Raw genomic sequence first — 14,892 nt, 5'->3', positions numbered from 1 at the left:
TTTTCTACTGTGTCTTTATGTTTATTGGAATGTTAATAAATATTATTAAGTATTCTGTTTTTATTAATAGGGTTACATTTATATATATTGTACATAGTTTAGCCAATTTAGTATAAAATATAAATGAATATGATGTTTGAATCCACATGTATTTATCTTTAAGGAACTAAGGTGTAGGCATGTAATCATTTTGTAAGAAAAACATATATTCGAATAATAGTATCCTTTTTACAGTGATTATATGATATATTTATAACTATATTCATGGTTGAATTATATTTAATCACTTAATTTAATAATTTGTTAATAATAATTTGTTAATAATAATGTGATTATCATATAGTGTTAAATCAAAGAGTAAATTTGACTGATTACAGTTTGAAAATATTTTAGGTGACAATCTATTTTAACGACAGAATAAAATAATTTATTTGAAGCAAGAAAGGAGGGTACTTATGAGTAAAGTCGATAAAACTAATGATTTTGGTAGTGTTAAGCTTAAGAGAGAGCTTGGACTTGCCGCAGCGACTGCTATAGTAGTAGGCAACTGTATTGGCTCAGGAATTTTCACTTCTGCTGCATCATTAGCTTCAGCATCAAACCCTAAAACAGCTATAATTGCCTGGGTAATCACGGCTATTGGGTCACTTTTAATCGCGTTAAGCTTTGCAAGTCTTGGTACAGCGATGCCAAGAACAGGTGGACCTATCGTGTATACTAGAGCTGCTTTTGGTGATTTTGCAGGATTTTTGATTGCATGGACTTATTGGGTAGGCGCTTGGGTTGGAAATGCAGCTATTATAACTGCATTTATGCTCTATTTCACATATTTCTTTCCTGGCACAGCTACTCCAATGTTAGCATTTTTAATTACTTCGGGAGTATTGTGGCTTTTTACCATTATAAATATTCTTGGTGTAAAAGGAGCAGGCATAATTACAATTATAACAACGGTGTTAAAAGTAGGCGCTTTAGTGGTATTTGTAGTAATTGCAGCTATGCATTTTAATCCTGCGATGCTTAATACAGTATCTAGCACAAAGGTTTCAGGGATGAATACGCTACCCGCAGCAATTGCTATTGCTCTTTGGGCTTTTGTAGGAATTGAGAGTGCAACAGTGCCTGCTGGAGAAATTAAAAACCCTAGAGTAAATATTAGAAAAAGTACAATATATGGTACTTTAATTTCAGCTGTTATATATCTAGTTGTTTCAATAGTTGCTATGGGTGTTCTAGATCAGGCTACATTAGCTAATTCAAAAGCTCCACTTGCTGACATAATTAATGCGGCAACTGGTGGAACCTGGGGTGGAAATTTCATAGCAATTGGTGCTATAATATCAACACTTGGAGCTACAGCAGGATGGATATTAACAACTGCTAGAAGCTCATATGGAGCGGCTCAAGATAAGTTATTTCCACAAATATTTGGGAAAATACATCCCAGATATAAGACTCCAGTTGCATCACTTGTAATAAGTGGTGTTGCAGCTAATATTCTTCTTATATTAAATTATGTAAGTTCATTAAATGCAGCATTTAACTTTATGCTATTACTTGCTACATTAGCTTTTTTACCTGCTTATGCTTTTTCAGCAGCTGCAGATATAGTGCTTTTAAAGAAACATTCTTTAGATTTTAATATATGGAATTTCTTAAAAAATTCATTCGTAGCATTGCTTGCTTTTGGATATACAATATATGCAATTTATGGAACGGGTGCAGAGGTTGTAATGTATGGTTTTATACTTATGTTATTAGGTATTCCAATTTATCTGTTCATGATGCTTCAAAATAATAAGGATGACAAAAAAGTTGATATTTTAAGAAAGAAAATGCTTAAATAAAAAGAACATTTAAATAATATAAAATAAGAATATTTATAAATAGGAATCAGAATTCAGTCTGGTTCCTATTTTTATATTCATTGTTAAAGGAAGAATAATATGAGCATTTCACATTTTAAAAATAAAAGTATTCAATTTGTGTACAAATGATTGAGTATTGATGGTAAAATGGTATTTGTCCTTTATTCGTAGCTAAGGTCGAATATTTAGGACAATTATCATATTAAGGGAAGTGACACAAAGGATGAAATCAAAAAAGAAAGGTATAGTAATTGCATTAATGGTGGCAATGTTCCTTGCAGCGGTAGAGGGAACGGTTGTAACTACTGCAATACCAACCATTGTTAAAGAATTAAATGGATTTGAACTTATAAGTTGGGTTTTCTCGGCATATTTATTAACATCAGCCATTTCGACACCAATATATGGAAAATTATCTGATTTATATGGAAGAAAAAACATCCTTACTATAGGAATAATAATTTTTTTAGTTGGAAGCTGTCTTTGCGGATTATCACAAAGCATGTATCAACTGATAGGCTTTCGAGCACTTCAGGGAATGGGGGCAGGAGCAATATTTACGCTTACGTATACTGTAGTAGGTGATGTTTTTACAGTAGGCGAAAGACCTAAAATCCAAGGATATTTAAGTACAGTATGGGGAATAGCAAGTTTAGCTGGACCATTCCTAGGTGGATTTCTAATTGAAAATATTTCATGGAATTGGATATTTTTTATAAATCTTCCTTTCGGAATAATATCTATAATACTTATACAAATGAATCTAATTGAAACTTTCGATAGAAAAACACATAAGATTGATTATTTAGGAACATTATTATTCTCAGCAGCAATTATAACATTTTTGTTAGGTTGTTTACCTATTGGAAAAAATGTAATTGCGATAACGCTTCCAGTTACAATAATCATATTACTTTTATTTTATTATGTAGAAAAAAAAGCAGAAGAACCCATTATACCTTTTGACATTTTTACGAAAACTAGCAATATTGTGAATGGTATAAGCTTTTTAGCATCTGGAATTTTAATAGGTATAGATGTTTATATACCATTATACATACAAAACATTTTAGGATTTGGGGCAACAGTTTCTGGATTAGTTATGGCACCTATGTCTATTTCATGGTTATTATCTTCAATAGCGTTGTCTAAAGCTATTCCTAAATTTGGTGAAAAAAGAGTGATTGCTACGTCTACCTTGATTTTGCTAATAAGCTGTATGTTTTTATTTACTTTAGGTATTAGATCTCCATTAGCATTAGTTGTAGGGTATGGCTTTATCATGGGATTTGGATTTGGTGGAGCGTTTACTACATTGACAATAGTGGTACAAGAGTCTGTTGGATATAATAAAAGAGGGGCAGCTACAGCAACTAATTCTTTAGTAAGAACACTTGGACAAACTATAGCAGTAAGTATTTTTGGAAGTATATTGAATACAAATATAGTTAAATATTTTAATAATATTGGAGTGAAAGGCATAAAGCCAAATAATTTGTATTCTACGCAGACATTAAGTAGTGGTGTAAGTTTGGTCCAAATAAAGCTATCTTTGATTTCAGGGCTTCATCAAGTATTTACAGTGTTTATTATAATTGCATTAGCATCGTTTGCACTTTGTTTTATGTTTAAATCAAAAACCAGAAAGAATTCATGTAAACAATAAACTATTAAATAAATTAGGTGGGAGCACTCGCAAAATGTGGTAAAGTATTTTGCGAGGATCATTCAATTTGCTTGTTTTTAATCTGTTTATCGATAAATTCTTCAAGCAAGGTATTTATTAAAGCAATAGCAGGAACCCCAAGTAGCATTCCCACGATACCGAAAAGTCCACCTCCGAGAACAATTCCGAGAATTATGAGCAGGGGACTGAGACCTACTTTATCTCCAATAATTTTTGGGGATATGAACCATCCATCAATATTGCTTAAGGTTACAATAAATAACACTAATTCTACAGATTTCATGGGATTAAAGAATAGGGTTATTATGACTGCAGGAACCATTCCCATAATATTTCCAAAGTATGGAATCATGTTTGTTACACCTATAAATAAACTAAAAGGTAAGGCATAAGGTATTTTTAATATTATAAACCCTATTAAAGTAATAACTCCAAAAATAATAGAGTCAATTATTTTTCCAACAAAATATTTTTTAAAAGTAATATTGACTGTTTTTAAAAAATTTATTATTTTAAGAGTAATGTTTTCGCTCAAAACAGAATAAATAAGTCTCTCAAGGTTATGAATAATTGACTCTTTGTCAAGTAAAAAGTAAAATGAAATTACAATACCGGACATTAACTTCATAAAGAAAGAACTTAAACCCATTAAGTTATTAATGATAATTTGTAGTCCTGGGGTAAGATATATAGATATATCTTTATTGAAAGTATTAAGGTAGTTATCCAAGTAGGATGAAAGGTCATATTTATTTAGTAAATCATTTTTAGATAAAAAATCTGTAGACCAGTTATATGACTTTTGTGCGAACTGAGGAAGATTGCTAAATAAATCAGCAACACTTTTTATAACATTAGGAGTGACTAAAGTAATTATTAAGATTATTATACCTACAAATAATGTGTAAATAATGCTTATACTATAAATTCTTTTCAGCTTTGTTTTCTTTTCAATGTATACCATAAGTGGATTAAGCAAATAGGCTATAACAAATCCCCAAATAAAATAACTAAGTAAAGAAAATATTTTATGAAACATTGAGCCTATATTTTCAATATTATTTACTATTCTAAAAAGAAAAAAAGTTATTATGATGATAGGTATAAGTTCTATAAATGGTATTTTTTTATAATGAATCAATCTGATCCCTCCAATTAATGTTTATCTATACAATTATATCAGTAATCAATAAACATATAGTTATTGATAAACAAATAACTAAAATAACAATAATATTATTGTTGTTATTTTAGTAAACTTTTATCCTATTATTAGGTAGTTTAACTTTCAAATAGATAACTTATATGATTATAGCATTCTTAAAACACTTTATTAATAACTATATCTAATAGTTTAACGACATTTCAGAAGGAAAATCTCCTACTTATACAAGTGTGAGGATAACAATTGAGAATTATTATCTATTCCAGAGAATTACAAAGGGATAAATTCCCTGCTGAAGTCGTTGCAGCGACCTAGAGGAGGTGATTCATCTCTTTCAGAGCTGTTGCATCTCCACAGGAGAGGATTCAATGTATAAATAAAAATAGTAATATTATAATGCATGCTAAGTCATTATGAATTAGTGTATTCATTATATGTAGAATTTATCTGTAATCATAAAAATAATTTTGAAAAGATACGTAGATTATCACTACTTATATCTGCAAAAAGATGACAACTTCAGTTTGCTTATATGTTCTACAATGTGTTATAATATAGATATGTTTTAATTACTAATGTTATCTTTTAGGTAATGATGCTGTTTTTTTTATTTATTTGTATAAATGATAGATATAATGTGGAAATTCAACAAATGCATTTACGAAGACAAGAAAGACAGCAGAGTATTCTATGTTGTCTTTTAATATGTTTATAATATATGTATTAAATTTCCAGGTACTAATAGTTAGAAATTACATCATTTTAAAGTTCAGCACAATTTTCACTGGAGATTATTATTAGTAACATATGTATATAAAATAATAAACACAAAGGCTTAATAAGCCAAGAGGAGCGAGTTATTATGGAAGAAATAATTTTGAATGCATTAGAAAGAACTGCAACAAAAAAGAGATTTAGAGAAGATGGTTTTATTGCAGGTGTAATTTATGGAGATAACGCTAAGGAAGCAACTTCTGTGAAGTTTGAATTAGTTCCCTTAAAAAAGATACTTATGAAACATGGTTCTAATGCAAAAGTATGGCTACAATATAAAGATGATAAAAAATTTGGATTTATAAAAGAAATTCAAAGACATCCCGTAACAGCTAAAATCAATCATATAGATGTACAGCTTGTTGCTAAGGATCATGAAATTAAATTGCAATTACATATCGCTTTCAGGGGTGAAGAAGGTTTAATTTCTAAAGGACTTCAGTTACAAATTCAAAAGGCTGAAATAGATGTTTTTGGTAAGATGATTATAATGCCTGATTCATTAAGCATTGATGTATCAAACAAATCATTCGGAGATACAATTACAGCAAAAGATTTTAATTTAGATAAGGATATAAAAGTTACTGATGAAGATGATCAAGTTTATGCATCTATATCACTAATTAAAGAACAAGAAGTAGAGGCAGCACCAGCTGCACAAGTTGTTAATGAAGAAGTTGCTGCTGAACCTGAAGTTACAGAATAATAAAATATAAGTTAATAAAACATAAGTTAATAAATACATAGAAGGATGAAAATAAAAATTCATCCTTCTATGTATTTATTTTCATATAATTTATTGGATAGTTACTTTAAGTTTTAGAAATAAAGTTAGAAAAAGGAGTAATAAGAATGGGTAATGTATTGAGATATTCAAGAAAACAATTAGATAGAGCATTTAAAGATTTTGCCAAGAAAGAAACTTTAGGATCTAATGATATATCTGAATGGGTAAGGTTAATAAATGATTTTATATATGAATTTGGGTTAAAGTCTGAAGTTAACGAAATAGATAAACTATCTATAACTACTAACAAGGAAGAGCAGATTGTAATTGAAAAAATGATGTATGCATTAGAAGGCACAAAAACCTCTTTAGCTTATATTTTTGATGGTAATATAACTTATATAGAAGAATAATCACTAAATAAGAAATACATTCTATTTTTGTTATATCATCCTAAATTAAATAATTAATTAAATTAGGTTAATATAATCTGCATTATTGAAGGCATTTATATAGACGAAATAAGGGGAGTCATTTTATGAATGACTTCCCTTAAAGCTTTTATAATTTATATTATTTGAAAGTACCTTTATTTGCAACTGATTGAGCATTTAATTTTTTTGTTTCTTCTATGCTTTGAGCGCTATCACTACTAGACATGTTTGTCATATCTAAGTTTGAAGAATCATTTTGACTTTTATTTTGAACTGATTGAGCATTTAATTTTTTCGTTTCTTCTAAAACTGAAGCGTTATCGCTGCTTGCCATATTTGATAAATTTGACATGCCAGACATACCGTAATTTGAAGAACCATTTGTTCCTTTGTTTGATGAAGATTGACTATTTAATTGTTTTGTTTCTTCAGGAGTAGCACCACTGGACATATTTGACATGCTAGAAGCACTATTGCCAGAAATTCCGCTTTGACCTTTATTTGCTGCAGATTGACTATTTAACTGTACAGTCTCTTGTAAATTAGAATCGTTTGTGCTGTTAGACATACTAGAATTCGAAGATTTTTCTGATCCCTCATTTGATGCTGACTGAGAATTAGCTTTTTTCGTTTCTTGTAAATTATTGTTTTTCATAAAAAATCTCCTCTCTATATATATGATTACACTGGAAAATCCAATGCATTATGTAGTTTACCCACTTTTTTATAAATTATAGCTCAAGATATAGGGTAAATTTTATGAATTTAGAATTCATAGATATTACAAGGCTTGAGAGCTTAAATCTTATTTTAAAGTTGAAATTTTATTTCTATTTTCATTAAACTGTCCTCGTAGATATGTGGAAATTTCATTAATAGCCATATCTGATTTTTTCGTAATTCTATCCATAGAAACGAAGCCATCTGTAACACCATTGTATCTAGTACATCTTACATTTGCACCAGCTTGTTTTAATTTATACCCATAAGATTCACCTTCATCTCTTAATGGATCAAATTGTGCTGTAATTATTAACGTATTAGGTAGATTCTTAAAATCTTTTGTTAAAAGTGGAGATGCATATTCATTTTTTCTATCTTCTAATTTTAGATATATAAAGATATAAACATGTTAGAATTTTCCTTTGTTAGATTATATTCCATACCAAAATAAGCCTAAGAGTTAGTATTTAACTCATATATGCTTGTAGATGGATAGATTAATACTTGAGAAATTATATGAGGACTAACTTTATCACGTGTCATTTGTGAAATTACAGCAGATAAGTTAGCACCAGCACTATCTCCGGCAACACATATTTGAGCGGAGTTACCATGGATACTTTTAGCATTTTTATAAACCCATAAAAGTACGCTATACACATCATTAAGACCAGCTGGAAAAGGATTTTCTGGTGCAAGACAATAATTAACAGATACAATTATAGCCTTTGTTTTTTGAAAGTTTCCTACAGATATTGTCATATTCATCAATATAACCGCTTATCCAACTACCGCCATGTGAGTAAATTATTAAAGGTAAATTAATGCTATTGTTAGGAGTGTATATTCTAATCGGTACTTGATTTGTAGCAGTTTTTACATTCACATTTTTATATTAGAAAAGGATATAGGTTTAGAGCTATATATTGTAGTTAACCGATGTAAGGCTACACGTATTTCATAGACTGTTTTATTCTTAAACGAGGTTGGATTAAATAGAATTTCTATTTTTGACATAATTCAAAATATTGTATCAACATTGCCATATCGTGTTGCATTTAAATTTCTAATCATAATAAAACTGTATATTATAACAATCAAGACAATTACTGAAAAAATCTCAAACCATCTTTTCTTTTTCATTCAATAAAACCTCCATTACTATATGAAACTCAATAGTTGTCAAAATTAAAAGTAATTATTTACAAAGATAATTACTTTTATTATTATGCCCATATAAATTATAATAATTAGTACATAAAATTAATGCATCAATAATTACTTAACGAGAAGTTGAAATGCAATGAAAATTTTGAAATGGTTTAAGAAGAGCACAAATAAAAGAAAATTAAGCTTAAGAACAAATCTAAATTGTGAATTTTATAAGTTTTGTTGCAAAAGGTCGAAATATAAGATATACTCTAAACAATAGTATAAAATAAATGGCAGAGAATATGAGCCGCGTTATTATAAAGTGTTATACTTTATTTTTTACGTGGTTTTTTGTATGTCAAGTTGTAAACGGTTTAACCGTTTAATGACACACATAAATATAGGTTTTGTTGGTGATAATTAAAAAAGAATAATTATAAAAAGGAGTTTTGCTAAAATGGCTAAATATATAATGGCACTTGATCAAGGCACTACAAGTTCGAGATGTATACTTTTCAATGAAGAGGGACTTATTGTAACATCTGCTCAAAAAGAATTTACACAAATATTTCCAAAAGCTGCGTGGGTAGAGCATGATCCAATGGAAATATGGTCAAGCCAAATAAGTGTTGCAAGCGAAGCAATGGCTAAAGTTAATGCCACGGCGTCTGATATAGCAGCAATAGGTATCACAAATCAAAGAGAAACAACTGTAGTTTGGGATAAAAGAACAGGTGTACCTGTATATAATGCAATTGTATGGCAATGTAGAAGAACAGCTGAGTATTGTGATGAATTAACAGAAAAAGGTTTTGATAAGGTTGTTAGGGCTAAAACAGGATTGATTCTAGATGCTTATTTTTCCGGAACAAAAATAAAATGGATATTAGACAATGTAGATGGTGCTAGAGCAGAAGCTGAAGCAGGCAATTTATTATTTGGTAACATAGATACTTGGTTAATTTGGAATTTAACAAAAGGAAAAACTTATGTAACAGATTATTCTAATGCATCAAGAACAATGCTTTTTAACATTCACGAATTAAAGTGGGATGATGAATTACTTGAAACATTAAACATACCAAAATCAATGCTTCCTGAAGTTAAACCATCAAGTTATATATATGGACATACGGACATTTCTTTGTTTGGTGGGGAAATTCCTATAGCCGGAGCGGCTGGAGACCAGCAAGCAGCGTTATTTGGACAAACTTGTTATAAGTCAGGAATGGCTAAAAACACATATGGTACTGGATGTTTTATGTTAATGAATACAGGGGATAAAGCAATTGAATCTAAACAGGGATTACTTACGACTATTGCTTGGGGAATAGATGGAAAAGTTGAATATGCACTTGAAGGCAGTGTATTTATAGCAGGAGCCGCAATACAGTGGTTAAGAGATGAATTACGTATGATTGATAATGCTGCTGATTGTGAACAATATGCAATGGCTGTGGACGATACAAATGGAGTATATGTAGTTCCAGCCTTTGTTGGACTTGGAGCACCATATTGGGATCCTTATGCAAGAGGAACAATTGTGGGACTTACAAGAGGATCAAAAAAGGAACATTTGATAAGAGCAACTTTAGAAGCGTTAGCATACCAAACACATGATGTTCTAAAAGCAATGCAACAAGATTCTGGAATTAAACTAACTGAGCTCAAAGTAGATGGTGGAGCTTGTAATAATAATTTCTTAATGCAGTTTCAATCAGATATCTTAAATGTTCAAGTAGACAGACCAGAAGTTACTGAAACAACAGCACTTGGCGCAGCTTATCTTGCTGGACTTGCAGTGGGATATTGGAAGAGTAAGGAAGAAGTATCTAAACATTGGGCAATATCAAGAAGTTTCAAACCTAGTATGACAGAGGAATATAGGAAAAAATTACTTCATGGGTGGCATATAGCTGTAAAAAGATCAGGGATAAGACTAGAATAATAATATAAATATTATTGTGTAGAATATTATATTATGTTATTATTAAATATATTAAATAAAAAAGAATAACCGAGCACAGGGGAGTTGGATAGCCAACTGAGAACAAGAATTGTAATTCTTTGACCCTATGACCTGAACTGGATAATGCCAGCGTAGGAAGTTGTTTATTGGTGATTATATATGAATTATTATATATGGCGTTAATTTAACACAAATCCTTGGATTTGTGTTTTTTTAATTTATCCTGAACACTATTTACGCTAGTTTTTTAGAGTTTGTTCCTTTTTAATTATGCAAGAGAGAGAGGAGCGTTAACATATGAAGACAAAAAAATTAACTATTTCATCACTTCTAATAGCTATGGGAGTAATTACGGGCAATATTATATTTATACCAGTAGGGGTATCAAAATGTTTCCCGGTGCAGGCTACAATTAATGTTGTAGCAGCTGTAATGTTAGGTCCCGGATACGGCATAGCTATAGCATTTTGTATATCTTTACTTAGAAATATATTAGGAACAGGTTCACTTTTAGCATTCCCTGGAAGTATGATCGGAGTATTTTTAGCTGGAATATTATATAGGAGAACTAAAAGCAATCTAATTGCAGTAGTGGGAGAAATATTTGGAACAGGAATCTTAGGTGGGCTATTAGCATTTCCGATAGCTAATTTAATAATGGGTAAAAAAGTGGGGGCATTGTTTTTTGTAGCACCATTTTTAACAAGTACAATTGGAGGAAGTCTAATTGGATTTTTTATACTTAGAGGTATAGACTTGAAAAAACTTTCGAACTTAAATAAAGAAGTTTAGACAGATTAATAGGAGGAAATTATATGAAAAAGGTTTTAACTATAGCAGGGTCTGATAGCTGTGGAGGTGCAGGAATACAAGCAGATTTAAAAAGTCTAAGTGCTAATGGTGTATATGCAATGAGTGTTATTACAGCAATAACAGCACAAAACACTATGGGAGTTTTTGAAGTTCGGGATTTAGATGCAGAAATTATTAAGGCACAAATTGATGCTATTTTTACTGATATAATTGTGGATGCAGTTAAAATTGGTATGGTATCACAAATTTCAACAATAGATGCTATATGTGAGAAATTAGAGCAATACAAGCCTAAAAACATAGTACTTGATCCTGTAATGATATCTAAAAGTGGTTATTCATTGTTAAAGCCAGAGTCAAAGTCAGCTTTAATTAAGAAACTAATACCACTAGCGTCACTTATTACTCCTAATGTACCAGAGGCTGAAGAAATTCTTCGCGAAGGAAATTTGGATGCTCCAGACATAGAGACTGTGGAACAAATGGACAAAGCGGCTAAGGAAATGTATAAGCTTGGTTGTAAAAATGTACTATTAAAAGGGGGACATATAAAGGGAGAGGCAGTAGATGTATTTTATGATGGATTTGAAATCATACATTTTACATCAGAGAGAATAAATACAAAAAATACTCATGGAACGGGATGTACTTTGTCTTCGGCCATAGCTGCAAATTTGGCACTTGGTAAAAGCATGAAGGAGTCAATAAAAAAATCAAAGAAATATATAACAATCGCAATTAAACATTCATTAGACATTGGACATGGGGTAGGGCCTACAAATCATTTCTATGAATTATATGAAAAAGCGGGGATGTATAATGACTAAAGATAAAGAAAAACTAGGCTTTTGGACATTTGTGTTTTTATGGTTTGGAGCTGCAGTTTCTATTGCTGAAATAATGACAGGAGGGTTAATTGCACCTTTAGGATTTAAAATTGGATTAGTAGTAATACTTCTAGGACATTTAATAGGCACTGGGATACTTATACTTGGGGGTATAATTGGTACTCGTGAAAAAGTACCAGCAATGACTTCCACAAATATTTCTTTTGGAAGATATAGCACTTATTTATTTTCAATTTTAAATATACTTCAGTTAATTGGTTGGACTGCAATTATGCTAAAGGTAGCTGCTAATTCTATAAACTTAATATCTCAAAATTTATGGGGTTTTAATAATGTATTAGTATTTATAATATTTATAGGCATACTAACTATTTTGTGGCTTTGTTTTGGAAACAGTGGGATGAAAAAATTAAATATTACAGCCGTATCTCTTCTTTTTATACTTACATTGATATTGGGTTCAATAATATTTAAAGATAAGACATTACTCCTAAAAGCAGGAACCGGAGGAATTTCCTTTGGAAGTGCATTAGAATTAAGTATAGTTATGCCTCTGTCATGGTTACCTTTAATTGCAGATTATACTAGGTTCGCAAAGAGTGAAAAAGGCGGAGCTTATGGAAGTTTTATAGGATATTTTTTTGGTAGTTCATGGATGTTTATTATAGGACTTGGAGCTGCTATAGTTTCAAAAAATTCAGATCCATCAGTTATGATGCTTGCAGCTAATTTAGGGATAGCAGCTCTTGGAATAGTAGTATTATCAACAGTAACTACTACATTTTTAGATGTGTACTCAGCAGGAGTTTCATTTTTAAACATTATTCCCAAATACAGTGACAAGAAAATTGGTATTATTATGACCATTATTGGAACACTTGTAGCAATCATAATTCCTATGGAAAACTATGAAAGCTTTTTATATGCTATAGGGTCAGTTTTTGCACCATTATTTGCAATCCTTATCACAGATTATTTTATAATCAAGAAAAATATAAAAACACAATCGAATATACTTGTAAATTGGGGAGCAATAATAATATGGATTATAGGGATATTACTTTATTATTGGTTTTTAAAACATGATCTTGTATTTGGAGCTACAGTACCTGATATGGTTATAACAGGATTTATATATTTAATAAGTTGGAGGATGATGTCAAAATGGAAGTTAACAACAAAATAATTACATTGCTAAATAATTTAAGAGAAAAAACACCCTTAGTTCACCAGATAACCAATAATGTTACTATCAATGATTGTGCAAATATAACACTAGCTATAGGTGGTTCACCAGTTATGGCAGAGGATATTCATGAAGTACGCGAGATGGTATCGCTTGCATCGTCGCTTGTTTTAAATATTGGAATACTAAATACTGGTTCAATAGAGGCTATGATAGCGGCAGGGAAAAAAGCAAATGAATTAAATATACCAGTTATATTAGACCCTGTGGGAGTAGGAGCTACATCGTATAGAAACGAAAGTTGTAAAAAAATTATGGGTGAAGTTAAATTAGCAGTAATAAGAGGAAATTTGTCTGAAATAAAATTAATATATGGTATTGATACTGTAACAAGAGGAGTAGATGCCTCTGAGAGTTTTGATGTAAGTAGCAATGAATTTGCAAAGGCAAAAGAAATGGCAAGAAATTTTGCTGAAAAATTTAATACAGTTGTAGCCATAACAGGAGAGGTAGACATTATAACGGATGGAAAAAATCTTTATACCGTATCAAACGGTCATAAAATGATGTCTAGAGTTACAGGTACTGGGTGTATGTGTACTGCAGTTATTGGTTGTTATTTAGGGGCAGGAAAAAACAATTTAATAGCTGCTCTCGCAGGAGTCGTTTCAATGGGAATATCCGGTGAAACAGCATACGAAAGGTTAGATAAGGAAATTGAAGGCTCGGGAACATTTAGAGTAAAAATGATAGATGCTATGTATAATTTATGTGAAAATGAAATAAATAAAAGGAGCAAAATAAATGAAGAATAAAATCAATTATAGTCTTTATCTTGTTACAGATAGAGAAATGCTTTTGGATACAGATATATATACTGCAGTAGAGGATTCAATAAAAGGTGGAGCTACATTAGTTCAACTTAGAGAAAAGGATATAGGTACTTTAGAATTTTATAATGTCGCATCAAGAATAAAAATTATTACAGATAAACATAATGTTCCATTAATAATAAATGATAGAATTGACATTGCTTTGGCGGTAGATGCTGCAGGAGTTCATTTGGGCCAGAGTGATATGCCTGCTAGTGTTGCACGAAGCATAATTGGAAATAATAAAATAATGGGGATTTCTACTTCAACACTAGAGCAGGCACAAGAGGCAGAAAGACAAGGAGCTGATTATGTAGGAGTGGGAGCAATGTTCCCTACAACTACTAAAGACGATGCTAGTGCGGTTTCTGTGCATAACTTAAAAGAAATCAAAGATAATATTACTATTCCTGTTGTTGCTATTGGTGGTATTACGCAGAAAAATGTGAATTTATTAAAAATAGCAAATATTGATGGAGTAGCTGTGATCTCTGATATTCTTGCAAAAAAATGTGTTAAAGAAGCAACAGAAAAATTAGTAGTAGCAATGAAATAAAGATAGTGAAAATTAAATAATAAACAAAAATGTATGGAGCCTAATATGATTAATAATCTGTTAGGCTCCATACATTTTTAAAATTTGTACAATTAATGTAATAAAATACAAATATGCT

15 protein-coding genes and 1 riboswitch are annotated in these 14,892 nt (G+C 30.5%); of the genes, 10 read left to right on the top strand and 5 right to left on the bottom strand.

Going from position 1 to position 14,892, the window contains the following annotated elements; translation table 11 throughout:
* Window positions 1-455 precede the first annotated feature (455 nt).
* Both KPL38_RS06245 and KPL38_RS06240 read left to right on the top strand, forming a co-directional pair.
* Window positions 456-1,847, top strand: coding sequence for an amino acid permease (locus KPL38_RS06245; protein ID WP_216288289.1), 1,392 nt, complete (start codon window positions 456-458; stop codon window positions 1,845-1,847).
* A 244-nt stretch (window positions 1,848-2,091) separates the two neighbouring features.
* Window positions 2,092-3,534 carry an MDR family MFS transporter gene (locus tag KPL38_RS06240; RefSeq protein ID WP_216288288.1) on the top strand — a complete coding sequence of 481 codons (1,443 nt, stop codon included), beginning with the start codon at window positions 2,092-2,094 and terminating at the stop codon, window positions 3,532-3,534.
* Window positions 3,535-3,592: 58 nt separating this feature from the next.
* Here KPL38_RS06240 and KPL38_RS06235 read toward each other — a convergent pair whose 3' ends face one another.
* Window positions 3,593-4,696: an AI-2E family transporter gene (locus KPL38_RS06235; protein WP_216288287.1), complete on the bottom strand. Its 1,104-nt coding sequence runs from the start codon at window positions 4,694-4,696 to the stop codon at window positions 3,593-3,595.
* Between the two features lie 886 nt (window positions 4,697-5,582).
* On the opposite strand from KPL38_RS06235, the gene KPL38_RS06230 reads away from it, so the two are divergent.
* Together KPL38_RS06230 and KPL38_RS06225 are read left to right on the top strand one after the other, a co-directional pair.
* The gene (locus KPL38_RS06230; RefSeq protein WP_216288286.1) at window positions 5,583-6,200 is read left to right on the top strand and encodes a 50S ribosomal protein L25; all 618 of its coding nucleotides are present in this window, start codon (window positions 5,583-5,585) and stop codon (window positions 6,198-6,200) included.
* 146 nt (window positions 6,201-6,346) lie between these two features.
* Window positions 6,347-6,634 carry a hypothetical protein gene (locus KPL38_RS06225; protein ID WP_216288285.1) on the top strand — a complete coding sequence of 96 codons (288 nt, stop codon included), beginning with the start codon at window positions 6,347-6,349 and terminating at the stop codon, window positions 6,632-6,634.
* Window positions 6,635-6,794: 160 nt separating this feature from the next.
* Here KPL38_RS06225 and KPL38_RS06220 read toward each other — a convergent pair whose 3' ends face one another.
* The 4 genes from KPL38_RS06220 to KPL38_RS19975 all read right to left on the bottom strand — a co-directional run bounded on the left by KPL38_RS06220 (window position 6,795) and on the right by KPL38_RS19975 (window position 8,521).
* The gene (locus tag KPL38_RS06220; RefSeq protein WP_216288284.1) at window positions 6,795-7,223 is read right to left on the bottom strand and encodes a hypothetical protein; all 429 of its coding nucleotides are present in this window, start codon (window positions 7,221-7,223) and stop codon (window positions 6,795-6,797) included.
* Window positions 7,224-7,460: 237 nt separating this feature from the next.
* Entirely contained in the window at window positions 7,461-7,772 is a 312-nt protein-coding gene (locus KPL38_RS20500) for an alpha/beta hydrolase fold domain-containing protein (RefSeq protein ID WP_512699144.1), read from the bottom strand.
* A gap of 59 nt (window positions 7,773-7,831) precedes the next feature.
* Window positions 7,832-8,146 carry an alpha/beta hydrolase fold domain-containing protein gene (locus tag KPL38_RS19560; protein WP_246577837.1) on the bottom strand — a complete coding sequence of 105 codons (315 nt, stop codon included), beginning with the start codon at window positions 8,144-8,146 and terminating at the stop codon, window positions 7,832-7,834.
* A gap of 252 nt (window positions 8,147-8,398) precedes the next feature.
* On the bottom strand, window positions 8,399-8,521 hold the full coding sequence (locus KPL38_RS19975; RefSeq protein ID WP_281419328.1) for a hypothetical protein: 123 nt from the start codon (window positions 8,519-8,521) through the stop codon (window positions 8,399-8,401).
* Window positions 8,522-8,987: 466 nt separating this feature from the next.
* Between KPL38_RS19975 and glpK the strand changes: the two genes are divergently transcribed.
* The 6 genes from glpK to thiE all read left to right on the top strand — a co-directional run bounded on the left by glpK (window position 8,988) and on the right by thiE (window position 14,774).
* The gene (glpK, locus tag KPL38_RS06210) at window positions 8,988-10,478 is read left to right on the top strand and encodes a glycerol kinase GlpK (RefSeq protein WP_216288283.1); all 1,491 of its coding nucleotides are present in this window, start codon (window positions 8,988-8,990) and stop codon (window positions 10,476-10,478) included.
* A gap of 67 nt (window positions 10,479-10,545) precedes the next feature.
* Window positions 10,546-10,655: riboswitch (TPP riboswitch) on the top strand.
* Window positions 10,656-10,796: 141 nt separating this feature from the next.
* Complete coding sequence (gene thiW / locus KPL38_RS06205; RefSeq protein WP_216288282.1) at window positions 10,797-11,291, top strand: energy coupling factor transporter S component ThiW; 495 nt, start codon at window positions 10,797-10,799, stop codon at window positions 11,289-11,291.
* 23 nt (window positions 11,292-11,314) lie between these two features.
* Window positions 11,315-12,139 (top strand): bifunctional hydroxymethylpyrimidine kinase/phosphomethylpyrimidine kinase, encoded by an 825-nt coding sequence (gene thiD / locus KPL38_RS06200; protein ID WP_216288281.1) that lies wholly within the window; start codon window positions 11,315-11,317, stop codon window positions 12,137-12,139.
* Entirely contained in the window at window positions 12,132-13,346 is a 1,215-nt protein-coding gene (gene cytX / locus KPL38_RS06195) for a putative hydroxymethylpyrimidine transporter CytX (RefSeq protein ID WP_216288280.1), read from the top strand. Before thiD ends, cytX begins: the two co-directional genes overlap by 8 nt.
* Window positions 13,325-14,161, top strand: a complete 837-nt coding sequence (gene thiM, locus KPL38_RS06190; RefSeq protein WP_216288279.1) for a hydroxyethylthiazole kinase — start codon at window positions 13,325-13,327, stop codon at window positions 14,159-14,161. Before cytX ends, thiM begins: the two co-directional genes overlap by 22 nt.
* Window positions 14,151-14,774 (top strand): thiamine phosphate synthase, encoded by a 624-nt coding sequence (thiE, locus tag KPL38_RS06185; RefSeq protein ID WP_216288277.1) that lies wholly within the window; start codon window positions 14,151-14,153, stop codon window positions 14,772-14,774. The genes thiM and thiE overlap by 11 nt, the downstream gene beginning before the upstream one ends.
* Window positions 14,775-14,892: the final 118 nt, after the last annotated feature.

The organism is Clostridium psychrophilum (genome assembly GCF_018861705.1).
Classification (GTDB): Bacteria; Bacillota; Clostridia; order Clostridiales; family Clostridiaceae; genus Clostridium_AD; species Clostridium_AD psychrophilum.
Note: the sequence above shows the minus strand (reverse complement) of the source record. Positions and strands in the feature narration are given on the sequence as shown.